Raw genomic sequence first — 14,334 nt, 5'->3', positions numbered from 1 at the left:
TTCATTGCCTCACTTTTATTTTATATTTAAAACACGTTCTGGATGGGTATATACATTTAAGGAGTGATTACGAATAAACCCTATTGTCGTAATACCTAAATCTTCCGCTAGTTGCAAAGCTAACTCAGTTGGAGCTGATTTTGATAGTATAATTTCACAACCGATTTTTGCAACTTTCAATAATATTTCCGAAGAAATACGACCACTAAAAACAATGATTTTATCTTTTATAGAAATATCGTTTCTTAAACAATAACCGTAAATTTTGTCTAGTGCATTATGCCTACCAATATCCATTCGGCTTAAAATAATACCATTCACATCACATAAAGCTGCATTATGAACCCCGCCAGTATGATGAAACGTATCCGCAGATTGCTGCATTTCTTTCATTAACCGAAAACAATCCTCTGCCGCAACCTGTACATGGACACCCTTCATTTTTTTTGCACTTAGTGCATCATTAGCAAAAACAAACCCTTGCCTACTCATACCACAACAAGACGTAATATAGCGTTTATTTTGCATTTGTTCATAATACGGATTTACTTTTGTCGTTGTTACATGCACAAAGCCTTCTTTCTCCTGCACCCATACACTATCAATATCTTCATACTTCCGAATGATTCCTTCAGACGCTAAGAAGCCTATTACCATATCTTCTATATATTCTGGAGTACTAACCATTGTAACAAACTCCTGTCCGTTCATTTTAATGGTGACAGGAAACTCTGTTACAATGCTGTCCTCTATATGCTTAAATGCTCCTTGTTCATAACGAAAGATTTCTCTTTCTACCTGTATCGGTTTCACGATCAGTATCCTTCTCTCACGTTATATTTTTATCAAAAACAAATACAGAAACTGCAATATCTTCTTCTACTTTCATATCTGAAAACAAATTCACTAATTTCGCTCCAACAAGTTCCTCCAAATGTTCACGGGAATTCGCAGCATACACTTCTTGAATCATTTTCGTTCTAGCCATATGAACCATTTCCGCACCGTCCATCGTACTTGAAATAAATTTTTCAGTAGGTGTTAAGTTTCCGTAAAGAGTCGCTATAGCCATATTTTCCGCAAAAACAGTATGAATTCGTTCTGGTCCTTTTCCGAAAAGTTCCTTTCGAAGTTTTCGTATCATATCATTAAATTCATGTACTTTTTTTGACATACAATTATACCTCCCAAAAGCTTCATTTTACTTTATTATATATTTTACCAAAATGAGCTTTCCGCCCAAACTATTTCGTACAAATATTTGGGCGGAAAGGTTCACTTCATGAAGTTTATTCGTCTTTTAACCCTTTCCCCATTCCTTTTAAGAAATGAAGCCCAAACCCGATAGCACGGTTAATATCTGGGTCTTTCAATACTTTCATAAGATCGAATACCCCTACTTTTTTATTACTTTCTAGATGTTCATTACCTTCTTCTAGCCCGACTAATAAACTACCTATAAGCTTTTTCGTAAGTTCTGGGTCAAGTTCAGTTAACGCACCTGCAGCACCCATCATATTATTAATTAAATTTGTAACAGGCTCACGAGTTACTTGACCTAGAACAATCTTTGCAATTGGTTCTTTCGCTTTCAGCATAGAATTTGCAGCTTCTAGCATTCCAATGTCATTTAATTCCCCTACTATATTAAACATCTGATTTAGAGCTTCTTCATTATTTGTTAAAAGCTCCTTTAAATCATCTAATTTTTGCTGTTTTATTTCTTCCTCAGTTAATTCTTGTTTTTGAATCATTTTTATAGGTGCAGCCATAGTTTTCTCCTCCTACTTATCCGTTAAATGCACATACCCTGGACGTGCCCACTTACGATGTACCTCAATTCCAGCTTGAGGGTGACGTTTTTTATTGCGTGGGTTCGCTTTTGGCATCGGATTTTCGCCATCAACTTCTAACACTTCCATACGCACTTTCGTTTGTTTATACGCAGGTGTATTCGTACGTACATCCACAGCAGGACCTGTTAAGAAATTAATTGCCGTTTCGTTATCTGTAGAGTTCATCGGTAAATATAACTCATTCGCTTTTACACGATCTGTAACGAGTGCACGTAATTTTAATGCTCCAAAAGGAGAGACAAGACGAACTAACGAACCTGTTTTTACGCCACGTTCTTTTGCAAGGTCTGGAGAGACTTCAACGAAAACACCAGGTACTTTCGTTTGAATACCTGTTGATTTATTTGTCATATTCCCTTCATGGAAATGCTCAAGCATACGACCGTTGTTAATGTGAAGGTCGAACTCAGCTGGAAATTCAGCTGGACGTACCCAGTCAGCAATCGCAAAACGAGCTTTTTTATCTGGGAAGTTAAATCCATCTTGGAACAGAAGTGGTGTATTGGTTCCATCAAAACTTCCCCAATGGAAACTGTTCCATCCTTCAAGCACTTCATAGTTCGCTTGCGAGAATAATGGTGATAAACTTGCCATTTCAGCAAAGATTTCACTTGGGTGGCTATAATTCCAGTTTGCCCCTAGTTTATTCGCAACCTCCTGGACGATCCACCAGTCTGGTTTCGCATCTCCTAACGTAGGAAGAACTTGATATAATCTTTGGACACGGCGCTCTGTATTTGTGAAAGTACCTTCTTTCTCAAGAGATGGCGCTGCTGGTAATACAACATCTGCATATTGAGCAGTTTTAGAAAGGAAAACATCTTGCACAACGAAGAAATCAAGGCTCGACAACACTTCATGTACATGATTTGCATTAGAATCTACAAGAGCCATATCTTCTCCGACAAGATACATTGCTTTCATTTTTCCTTCGTCAATTGCGTGAAGCATTTCAATATTATTAAGACCTGGTTCACTATCAATTTTCACTCCGTAAGCAGTTTCAAATTTCGCACGTTCCATTTCGTTAGTAACGTGCTGATATCCTGGAAGCCATCCTGGTAAAGTACCCATATCACAAGCACCTTGTACGTTATTGTGACCTCGAAGTGGGTATGCACCTGCTCCTGGACGACGATAGTTCCCTGTTGCAAGAAGTAAGTTTGAAATTGCAGCGGAAGTATCAGAACCACCTGTATTTTGCGTTACCCCCATACCCCAAAGGATACACGTACCATCTGCATCACGAATCATTTCAGCCATTTGAATAAGTGTTTCTTTTGAAATACCTGTTACTTCTTCTGCATATGCAAGTGTATATTCTTCTAGACTTTCTTTGAAATCTTCAAAGAAGTTTACATTCTCATTAATAAATTCTTGATCATGCCAACCTTGATCGATCATATATTTAGTAACAGCCATTAACCAAACTTGATCTGTTCCTTGTTTTGGACTAATAAAGACATCTGATCGCTCTGCCATTTCTGTTTTACGAAGATCAGCTACAATTAACTTTTGTCCGTGTAATTTATGTGCACGTTTAATACGTGTAGCTAAAACAGGATGACCTTCTGTCGGATTACATCCTACAATAATAACAAGACCAGATTGCGCAATATCTTTAATCGTTCCTGCATCACCGCCCATACCAATTGTACGGAACAAACCATCCGTTGCTGGTGATTGGCAATAACGTGAGCAGTTATCAATATTATTCGTTCCAAATACTTGTCGAGCTAATTTTTGAATTACATAATTATCTTCATTTGTAATTTTAGAGGAAGAAATAAATCCGATAGAACCTTTACCGTACTCTTCTTTAATAGTACCTAATTTATTTGCAACTACATTCAGTGCTTCTTCCCATGTAGATTCAACAAACGTTCCATTTTTACGAATTAAAGGTTTTGTAATTCGTTCTTTAGAATTTACGAAATCCCAACCAAATTTCCCTTTTACACAAGTGGAAATTGCGTTAACTGGTGCATCTGAAGATGGCTGTACTTTAAGGATTTTACGCCCCTTCGTCCACACTTCAAACGAACAACCTACACCACAAAATGTACATACTGTTTTCGTTTTCTTCGTACGAGTATCACGCATGGCCGCTTCCACTTCTGATACCGCAAAAATACCGCTATATCCAGGCTCAACTTCTTTAATTAAATCTACCATCGGTTCAAGAATATCTGGTTTTAATCCCGTCATAAATCCAGCTTCACCGAGCATCGTTTTCTCCATTAAAGCGTTACAAGGGCAAATCGTTACACATTGACCACAGCTAACGCATGAAGAATCATTAATATTTACTCCTTCATCCCAAATAACTCGTGGGCGTTCCGCTTCCCAGTCTATCGATAACGTTTCATTTACTTGTAAGTTTTGACACACCTCAACGCATTGACCGCACGCAATACATTGATTAGGGTCATAGCGATAAAACGGATGCGTCATATCAACTTCACTTACATCTACTTTCGGTTCATAAGGATATTTTTGATGTTCAATTTCCATTAATTCTGCTGTATTATGCAGTTTACAGTTCCCATTGTTGTTGTCACATACTGTACAGTATAATAAATGATTTTCTAGTAACCGATCCATCGCCTCTGTTTGTGCTTCTTTTGCACGAACAGAGGCACGTTCAATGTCCATACCTTCCGTTGCTATCGTCGAACAAGAACGCATTAACTTTCCGTCAACTTCTACAATACAAGTGTCACATGTTTGAATAGGATCTACTTCTGGCACGTAACAAATTTGCGGATGTTCAATCCCGTTCTCATTAATAACACCCAATATCGTTGAACCAGGCTCCGCTGTATACTTTTTTCCGTCAATTGTAATATGAACCATGTTGTCATTCATGGTCTTTCCCCCTTTTTGAGAATAAAAAAACTCCACCACGAAAATATACGCACCACATTTTGGGCACGCTATCATCATGGTGGAGTAGTTTATTAGCACATCTTGCTAAAATACCAATCCATTTATTCATAAATAAAACGATAGATTCATAACAGGTCATATCACGATTCCATCTTTAACACTATAATTATAGCGTTAAATGTACAAATATACAATATAAATTTTAAACTGCGCATATGTCTGTATGTAAATATCCATAATAACCCATATAAAGTTCAACGAGGAATAAGGTGAATATATGGGATCTTTTCGAAAATGGATAAGGGGCGAAAAATCTTTCTCTACACATGAGCAATCTGAAACTGTATTAAATAAAGAAATTTCTTCCTCCATGCCGCTTAATCTTAAACACTTATCCAAATTATTTAGTGGTATTCCAGAATTAATTACACGCACTTTCCCGTTAAAAAACGGAAAAGAAGCTGCTCTTATATATATGGAAGGACTTGTAGATAAAACTGTTATTAATGTAGATATTCTTCGTCCTCTCTTATTTAAAGAATGGAATGAAGATGATTTTTGGGAATCTTCTGTTTCTATAGGGAATATTAAAAAAGTTCAGAAGTGGATAGACATTGAGCAATCTCTCTTACATGGCAAAAGTATTTTATTTATAAACGGGCAATTATCAGCTTTAGAACTAGATACGCAAGCGGCGCCAAAAAGGAGTATTGAAGAACCTACAACAGAGACTTCCATAAAAAGCTCACACGAAGGATTTAATGAAGTGGCAAGTGATAGTATCGCACTTATTCGTCGCTATATTCCAAATCGCGAATTAAAAGTGAAAGAATTCACTGTTGGCGAACGAGCAACCTCTAAAGTTTTTTTACTTTATCTTGCAGATGTTACAAACGAAGATGTTGTACAAGATATGGCATGCCGCATTGAATCAATCAAAGTAGATGCTATTCTTACTACCGGTGAATTAGAAGGATTTGTTGAAGATAATTCCTATACTCTCTTCCCACAATTGTCTATCACTGAACGTCCTGACACAACGGCACATCATATTTTAAATGGGCGAATTGCTGTTGTTGTAGATCGCTCACCAGGCGTATTAATAGGACCTATGACCTTTTCATCCTTCTTTCAGACGATAGATGATTACAGCTTCAGACCTATGATTCCATCTTTTATACGACTCCTTCGTTTCACTGGGCTATTTATTGCAATATTCGCTCCTGCTCTTTATATTGCTATGATTTCCTTCCATTATGAAGTGATTCCGCTCAAATTGTTGTTAACGATTGGAGAATCTCGAGCCAAAATTCCTTTTCCTCCCATATTAGAAGCTTTATTAATGGAATTAGTTCTCGAAATGCTCCGAGAAGCAGCGATTCGGCTTCCTGGGCCTGTTGGACAAACAATCGGCGTCGTAGGAGGAATTGTAATTGGACAAGCTGCGGTTCAAGCTGGGATTGTGAGTAACGTTATGGTTATCGTCGTATCAATTACTGCGGTTGCCTCCTTCATTATTCCTAACTTAGAAATGTCAGCAGGAATTCGGCTTCTTCGATTCCCAATGATGATAGCCGCCTCTTTATTTGGCGTCATTGGAATTATGGTTGGAATGGCAATCATTATCATCCATATTCTTTCTATGGAATCACTTGGTGTACCATATGGTAGTCCTTTTTCTCCGTCATATGCTTCGGATTTAAAAGATACCCTTATACGTTTCCCATGGAAAATTATGAAGAAACGGCCACTATCTCTACAATTAAAACAAGATAACCGGCAAAGAGATGTTGAAGAAAAGGAGGAGAATTAGTGACAAAACGTGCAAAGAGGGAGATCACTTTATTTCAATACATTTTAACGATTAGTGGTGTTCAAGTCGGATTCGGCGTACTTACACTTCCGCGTGAAGTTGCACAAGGAGCGAATACAGATGGCTGGATGTCTATTATTATCGGATGTGTCATTACTACTTTAGTCAGTCTATGTATTGTAAAAATCATGGAAAAACATCCAGGATATACTTTACTTGATGTGCTGATACGCTATCTTGGAAAATGGCTAGGAAGAGTAGTAATGATTTTTTGGATTTTATATGCTGTACTCGCAGCTGTTTCCTTAATTTTTTCCCTCTTATACGTTATTCATATTTGGATTTTACCTAGATCTCCTATGTCTTTAATTATGATTTTGCTATCTATTCCAATGCTTATGCTTGCATGTAAAGGAGCACTTATTATTAGTCGTTTTGCTGTTTTCACTGTCATCTTTACACTTTGGATGCCATTATTATTATTTATTCCTCTTAAAGATGGGCATTATATATATCTTCTTCCTCTTATCAAGGAAGGATGGCTACCAATTATAAACACCGTAAAATCAACTATCATTGCGTTTCTCGGATTCGAGTTTGCGTTTGTCCTTTATCCTTATTTAACTAACAAAGCATCTGCAAAAAAAGGAATTGTTATTGCAAATTTGATTACGTTATTTATTTATCTTCAAATCACGTTCGTTTCTTTTATTTATTTTAGTCCAGATGGTATAACAAAGTTTTTATGGCCGACTCTTTCTCTTGTTACACCGTTTCACTTCTCATTTCTTGAGCGATTTGAAATTATCTTTTTGTCATTTTATCTCTTTATTATTTTTGATTCCTGTATTCCTTATATTTTTACTGCTTCAGATGGTATTAATCAATTACTTAACAAAAAAGGCAGTTCATTACCTATTTATTTTTTATTATTCGGGTGTATTTTCATCTTATTCTTTTATATCCCTTCTTCTTATCAGATAAGTTCGTTGCGGGAATTTTGGGGAACTGCTAGTTATTTTATCGTTTTTCTATTCCCAGTTGTATTTCTCTTATACATGACACTTTATCAGCATTGGAAAAGGAGAAAAGTTTAAATGAGGCGCTTTATTCATTTTATTATATTTTGTTTTCTCATAATTTTTTTAGCAGGTTGTGAAGATCGGCTTGATTTAGAAAAACAATCCATCTCATTAATTTACGGTTTTGACGCAAAAGCAAAAGGAAAATTAATTGTGTATCACGTAAATCCTATTTTCAATGAAGATGTAGAGAAAAAGTACGAAATTCATGAAGCGAAAGTACATACACCCCGAGAAGCAAAAGATACGTTTAACAGTTCAAGCAGCGGTTTAGTGTCCACAGAAAAGTTACAGCTTATATTGTTTAGCACGAATTTTTTAAAACAAGAAGGAGCTATGCCTTATCTGGATGTTTGGTATCGCGACCCTAAAAATACAGGGAATATGCGCATGGTTGCAGTAGATGGCCCCATTTCTTCTGTTATATATAATAATTTCAAAGATAAGCCTGCTCTTCCTGAATATTTAACAGATTTAATTAATACGAACAAACTATACAATCGGACCGTGTTTACGACATTCCATGAATTTCATAGACAAACTTTTAATAAAGGCGTAACTCCTGCTATTTCAGAAATAAAAAAAGGGAAGAAAGATGTTATTGTTACCGGTTCGGCACTATTAACCTCTCGTGGAACTTATAAGATGTCTTTAAATCGCTACGAAAGTGCCCTTCTTCTTATGGTGCAAAAGAAAGCTAATATCCCCGTTTCACTTACAATGAAAATCCCCTCTAATTTAGTTGAAAGTAATAGCCATCTAAAAGATACAAAAGGCGACGATTTTATAACAATAAATGTTCTTAGTATGAATCATGATATCGGTACAGACTATAGCGATAACCGCTTCAAATTTAATATTAAAATGGATTTAAAAATTGCCGTATCTGAACTTACATTCAACATGGATATAGAAAATGATAGAAAAAAATTAACTTCTCTTATTACAAAACAACTAAACAATGATTTAAACGATTTAATCCACAAAATTCAAAAACAGCAACTTGATCCATTCGGATTTGGTGATTATGCGAGAGCGTTTCAATATAAAGAATGGAAACAAGTTGAAGATGATTGGCCAAGTGCCTTTTCAAAAGCTAATGTGAAAGTGGCACCAACTATTAAAATTTTAGAAAATGGGATTATTAAATAGAAAAAACACGCTACTTGTTCTTATATGAATAAGTAGCGTGTTTTCATTTCCATTACAAGTATTATTTCAATGGACTATACTCTATTTCCATTTCTAACATTACTATGTTTTTTAGCATATACAAAATATATGAAAACGCCTATTATAATCCATGCCACAAAACTAATTAAAGTAAGCTTAGAAAGGTTCAAAGCCAAATATATACAACTTACTATTGAAACGATAGGTAAAAAAGGTACTAGAGGGGCACGGAATGGCCTCTTCATATCAGGATGCGTCTTTCTTAATACAATGACAGCTATAGATACAAACACAAATGCTGTTATCGTTCCCATATTCACTAAATTAGCTAATAAATTCAAATCCACTAATCCCGCTAATAAAGCTGCTAGTATACCTGTAATCCACGTATTAAAAAATGGAGTTTGTAAACGTTTATGGACACTTGAAAGTCTTTTTGGTAACAGTCCATCTCGACTCATCGAGTAAGATACACGAACAAATGCAAACATAGCTACTAACAGAACTGTTGTTAGCCCCGCTATCGCTCCCACCGATAACAACCCAGCAATTCTATCTTCTCCTACAGTGCGCAACGCATATGCAACCGGATCAGCAACATTTAATTCCGTAAACGGAACCATTCCAGTTAGCACGAATGAAACACCTACATATAGAACGGTACAAATGAACAAGGAAACAAGTAGCCCAATTGGCACGTTACGTTGTGGACGCTTCACTTCCTCTGCGGCTGTTGCAACTGCATCAAATCCTAAAAAAGCAAAAAATACAGTAGCAGCGCCCCCTACCACACCGTGAAAACCAAACGGTAGAAATGGTTGCCAATTCTCTGGTCTTACATATTGTGTCCCTACAACAATAAATCCTACAATAACAGCCAGTTTAATAATAACCATTATATTATTAATTCGTGCACTTTCTTTTGCACCACGGCTTAATAAAAATGTAACAACTAAAATAATAAGAACTGCTGGTAAATCAATGATTCCACCCTTCCCCATTCCTGGTGCCGAAGCAAAAACCGTAGGAATGTGAATATTAAAACCTAGTAGCAATGACTGAAAATATGCTGACCAGCCTGCTGCAACCGCAGAAGTCGCTAATAAATACTCCAGCATAACACACCAGCCAACTATAAATGCAAAAATCTCACCTAGTGTCATATATGTATATGAATATACACTTCCCGAAACTGGAACTGTAGATGCAAATTCAGCATAACAGAAAGCTACACATGCACATATAATTGCCGCTAATACAAAAGATAATACAATCGCTGGACCAGCATGTTTCGCTGCTACAATACCAGTTAATACGAAAATACCTGTACCAATAATTGCTCCAATACCTAAAAGAGTTAAATCAATCGCTCCTAAAGTTTGATTCAATACTTTTTTCTTTTCTTCATCCATTGCTTTCTTTATGAAAAGACTCATTCTTTGAAACCTCTTTTTCAAGTTTATCTCTTACTTGTTACATTCTTTATTACTGTTCTATTTTAAAAATAAAAATATACATAGTTCACTTCCCCTATAGACTTAGTAACCCAACTCATAAAAACAGAAAATTCAATCTCCTTATACCGTATTGAATTTTCAAAATATTAATCATACCAAAAAACCATTAAGAATGCTGATTGAATTTATCATACAATTAATTATATTGTCAATAATAAATCACTCAAAAATAATCGGTTGATTATGTATCAAATGTTATTTTTATACATAATTATTTTCTTAAAAACATTGTTGTTTTCCACCTTAATATTCATATGTATTTTATTACATTGATTTTCATACAATTTTCATTACATACAATGTAATGAAAATTGTATGTAATGAAAATGAATTATTATTTAAAAATAATAATTCATTTGAGGTTATTTCACCATTTTAATACTAACAAAAAAGTGCAGATTTTCATCTGCACTTTTTTTATTCTTCCACTTCAGCTTCTGCACTACTATTTTCAAGATGCTCCTTCTGAGCTTCCTCTTGCAACTCTGCTGAAATCATCCCATAATAAAGTTCCGGATATAACCCAAATATTTGATATACACTTCCTAAAAACGGCATCAGAATCCCTCTTTTCTAAAGTTGTATTGCCACTTTTAAGGATTCCCTTTTCATTCATTATACATTCGTTTTTGGCGTTTCTTCTTCATCTTGAATACTTAATAAATTTTGCCATTTTTTATACGGAGCGCTATTTGGATCTACATATCCTTTCGCATGCGAGCGATCCCACAATTGTTTAATAAACATTTCTTTCTCTTTCTTTGCAACCATATCAGCACCTGTACCGTAATAGTTCTGGAAATACAACTCGATTTCATCAAGGAATAGTCTTAATAATTCATCTGATGTTTCTTCTAACGTCGGATCATACTTCGCTTCACGGTCATACATTAAAATCATGTCTAAAAGATTGTGGACATGTTCTTTTCTAAGCCATCTTACATCTTGGGCTCCTAATACGAACGGATGTGTATATAAATGTCCACCTTGTATCATCGCCTTTTCTTGCTCTTCTTCAAATCGTGACAAGATGTTTTCATAAATAAACGGATTATGAAGCAATGCTCTGTGTAATTTATAACTTTCGCTTGAAATATTTTTCCCCATCGACTGAATTAAAAAGCTACGTCCCACACCGTTATATTGATACACAAACTGTCCATCAACAGCAACTAAACTAATCCAGCGATACATATATGCGTATAGTAAGGCACGATTACATTTATCATAATCTAATTTTGTTTGAGTCGCATTCAAATCTGGCATAAAGGCTGGTAAGTGCCAATACTTATCTAAATGCGGCGTTAAACTAGATTTTTTACTATTTAATTTGTTTACACGGCGATAATACGATTGGAAATAGTCCCCTTTATCATTCATAAATCCGTTTGAAATATGTCCTGATGATAATTTAGGAAAATCTTGCAGCGATAAGCCATAATGTGCTCGATAACAGATCACTTCAAATGGCGAAAAGGCTTCGTGTACTGTATCTTTTTCTTTAAACATTTCTTGAATCAATTCCTCTTGTAGCTCTTTCTTTAAAGAAGGATGTATACCCCAATATTGTAATTCCCTATGATGAGCAACTTTCGGAATGAATGGACTTGCTAAATGGAACAGGTCTTCAATTTTTTCACGCACGTATTCATCGCGATCACGTTTCTTATAATCTGCTTCTTTTCGCAACGCTTCAATAATATTCAATTCTAATTTATCACGATAGCGTACTTGCAGTTCGTCATAACAATAGCTCAGTATATGTTCGCGATAGAAATCCTCTACCTTTTTCGACTGAATCTCTTCTGTTTTCGCATCACGACAATATTCCCCATACAAACTCATATAAATTTCCGCTGATATATCTTTCGGTAGTACACCTAAATTTAAATGTTGCTGCATATCTTGCCATATCTTTTCTTGCAGCTGTTCCTCTGCTAATACATAAACATTCGTCGGGTTTGTTTTCCCTTCAAATTCCTTACTGCGCTTTTGGATTTCAAACAATAAATTTTCACGTGTTTCATGTAAATTATCAAAAAATCTTTCCCAATATTGAATCATTTTATTAACTGCCTGATATAGCGATTGATACACAAGTTCTAATAGCATTTCTTTTCGATATTCATTTAATTTGTGTACATATTGCGTTACGATGTCTTCAAATTCTCTTTTGAATAAACGTTGCTGATTATTAATCATTTTTCCGAACCAGCCTTGTTGTTGAGCAATTTCTACTCGGCGTACAGCCGTTACCGTGCCATCGATATTACCTACATTAAATTTTTTATCGTAGTTTTGAATTACATTACGCTTTTGTTCATTATTTTCATGTAGTCGATTCATTTTTTCTACTAACTGTTTTCGAATTTCATATAACATAAAACGTGCTGCTACTGGGTGAACTGGATCTGTTTTCTTTAAAAACCATGTATTTAATTGATAGGACTGCCCTTCAGAACCACTTGGTGAAAAGCGGTCTGATTCAATCATGTCATATAAAAGTGTCGTTACATGTTCATGTACACGGCTCGGAATCGCATATGCATATAAGCGAACCGCGTGATCCACTCTTGCTACTTCACCTTTCATTTGTTCCATCATTTTCAGTTTCGCAGCTGAAATTTTACACTCATGTTGCAGACGATTTAATTCCTCATCTTTTTGCACCGTGCGTTGTACATAACTTTCTACAGCTTCTAAAAACAGTTTTGATTTCGCAACTCCGAGCTTACCACCCTCTGCTCCTTCACGTGTTTCATTGTACATTTGTCTATAGAAAATATGAGCTTGCTCTGGACGGGTAGCAAGATGTTCCAAGTCCTCTAAATAACTTTTACCTCTCTCCGGCTTTTCGCGCTGCATCCCACGTTTTACATCTTGGTCATATCTTTGCTTCTTCTCTTGAAACAGTTGATCTAAATGAAGCCACGATTCATCTAAACCTTGCACAGCCCATTTTAAAGCACAATATTTTAACACATGCTCATACGGATAAATGAGTTTTGCCGTTCCTGCCCCGCAATATCGTCCTTTTCCGCTTGATTCTGCTAATTGCTGAATTTGATTGTCTTCTTGTGCAAAATGACTTGTGGACATCGGGCTAAATAACTGTAAATAAATTGTATTTGCCATCTGTTCCATATAATCTGATAAATTGTGTAAATGGTGTCCATGTAGGTTTTCATAATCGTATAAGAAACAATAATTGTACGGTAAATGATGTTGTTTAATTGTATGATTTGTTCTTCCGTCTTCATCTACTTGATCAGGGCGATACTCTAATTCAATTGTTACACCGCCGCGTTTTGATAATTCTCCAGTAGAACCGAGTGTAATAGCATGTAATTCTTTTAACGATGCATAGCCGTTCGCTTGCACCGTTTCAAACTCTTTCGCACTAACTGTTCTCGTCTTTACTAAAACATCCGGCATTAAAAACGCACCGCGTATTAAAATGTTATGATGCTGCAATTTCTTCCGAAGCATTTCACGTAAATATAATGCAATTTGCAGAAACATCCCCGAACCTGTTCCGCCTGCTAGTGATGTTACTATAATGACACGCACACCATATTCCGTTTGATCACTTGTAACCGGAAAAATTTTCTCAATTTCTTGCCAAAAGGACGTTAATTTATCTTCTTTCATCGCAGCACGTAACGCTAAACGTGAAATGACGCGTAACTGTCCTGCTCCTTCTGTTAATGGCTTATCAAGTATAGTCGGATCCATCGGAAACCACTCTGGGATCGTTGGATCTCCCGCAATATACTCCCTAGGCGTTTTACTAGAACTTGTTTGTGTCTTAAACTTTCGAATATGATCAAATTTACTTAATGTATTCACATCTGTATCAAATACGTGCATTGCTACCTTTTTCCGGCGCTCTTCAGGCAATTTTTCATATATTTGATGCGTCACAGTACTACCGATTCCACCTAAACCAATTAATATTGTTGGAACTTGTAATGTCATGTGAACCACCTTCCTATTCTTGCTTG

The 14,334-nt window shown here is 35.8% G+C and carries 10 protein-coding genes; 3 read left to right on the top strand and 7 right to left on the bottom strand.

The genetic code is table 11. The features are described from left to right. Positions 1–15: 15 nt before the first annotated feature. The 4 genes from fdhD to fdhF all read right to left on the bottom strand — a co-directional run bounded on the left by fdhD (position 16) and on the right by fdhF (position 4,724). Positions 16–813: a formate dehydrogenase accessory sulfurtransferase FdhD gene (gene fdhD, locus MRP26_RS25725; protein ID WP_000802689.1), complete on the bottom strand. Its 798-nt coding sequence runs from the start codon at positions 811–813 to the stop codon at positions 16–18. 16 nt (positions 814–829) lie between these two features. After that, the gene (locus tag MRP26_RS25720; RefSeq protein ID WP_000039582.1) at positions 830–1,174 is read right to left on the bottom strand and encodes a Na-translocating system protein MpsC family protein; all 345 of its coding nucleotides are present in this window, start codon (positions 1,172–1,174) and stop codon (positions 830–832) included. A gap of 115 nt (positions 1,175–1,289) precedes the next feature. Then, entirely contained in the window at positions 1,290–1,772 is a 483-nt protein-coding gene (locus MRP26_RS25715) for a helical membrane plugin domain-containing protein (protein WP_000729897.1), read from the bottom strand. A 12-nt stretch (positions 1,773–1,784) separates the two neighbouring features. Next, positions 1,785–4,724: a formate dehydrogenase subunit alpha gene (gene fdhF, locus MRP26_RS25710; RefSeq protein ID WP_242807056.1), complete on the bottom strand. Its 2,940-nt coding sequence runs from the start codon at positions 4,722–4,724 to the stop codon at positions 1,785–1,787. Between the two features lie 298 nt (positions 4,725–5,022). On the opposite strand from fdhF, the gene MRP26_RS25705 reads away from it, so the two are divergent. Genes MRP26_RS25705 through MRP26_RS25695 form a run of 3 tightly spaced genes read left to right on the top strand, consistent with a single transcriptional unit; the run spans position 5,023 to position 8,792 of the window. Then, entirely contained in the window at positions 5,023–6,558 is a 1,536-nt protein-coding gene (locus MRP26_RS25705) for a spore germination protein (RefSeq protein WP_000534548.1), read from the top strand. After that, on the top strand, positions 6,558–7,655 hold the full coding sequence (locus tag MRP26_RS25700; protein ID WP_197241266.1) for an endospore germination permease: 1,098 nt from the start codon (positions 6,558–6,560) through the stop codon (positions 7,653–7,655). Before MRP26_RS25705 ends, MRP26_RS25700 begins: the two co-directional genes overlap by 1 nt. Then, complete coding sequence (locus MRP26_RS25695; RefSeq protein WP_053563841.1) at positions 7,656–8,792, top strand: Ger(x)C family spore germination protein; 1,137 nt, start codon at positions 7,656–7,658, stop codon at positions 8,790–8,792. It abuts the gene before it with no gap. Between the two features lie 74 nt (positions 8,793–8,866). On the opposite strand, the gene MRP26_RS25690 is transcribed toward MRP26_RS25695, so the two are convergent. The 3 genes from MRP26_RS25690 to MRP26_RS25680 all read right to left on the bottom strand — a co-directional run bounded on the left by MRP26_RS25690 (position 8,867) and on the right by MRP26_RS25680 (position 14,308). Next, complete coding sequence (locus tag MRP26_RS25690; RefSeq protein ID WP_000051662.1) at positions 8,867–10,249, bottom strand: APC family permease; 1,383 nt, start codon at positions 10,247–10,249, stop codon at positions 8,867–8,869. Between the two features lie 498 nt (positions 10,250–10,747). Then, positions 10,748–10,888, bottom strand: coding sequence for a hypothetical protein (locus tag MRP26_RS25685; RefSeq protein ID WP_001116193.1), 141 nt, complete (start codon positions 10,886–10,888; stop codon positions 10,748–10,750). 57 nt (positions 10,889–10,945) lie between these two features. After that, positions 10,946–14,308, bottom strand: a complete 3,363-nt coding sequence (locus tag MRP26_RS25680) for a tubulin-like doman-containing protein (RefSeq protein WP_000175110.1) — start codon at positions 14,306–14,308, stop codon at positions 10,946–10,948. Positions 14,309–14,334: the final 26 nt, after the last annotated feature.

It is taken from the genome of Bacillus sp. CCB-MMP212 (genome assembly GCF_022748145.1).
Classification (GTDB): Bacteria; Bacillota; Bacilli; order Bacillales; family Bacillaceae_G; genus Bacillus_A; species Bacillus_A cereus.
This window is presented reverse-complemented; position numbering and strand designations above follow the sequence as displayed.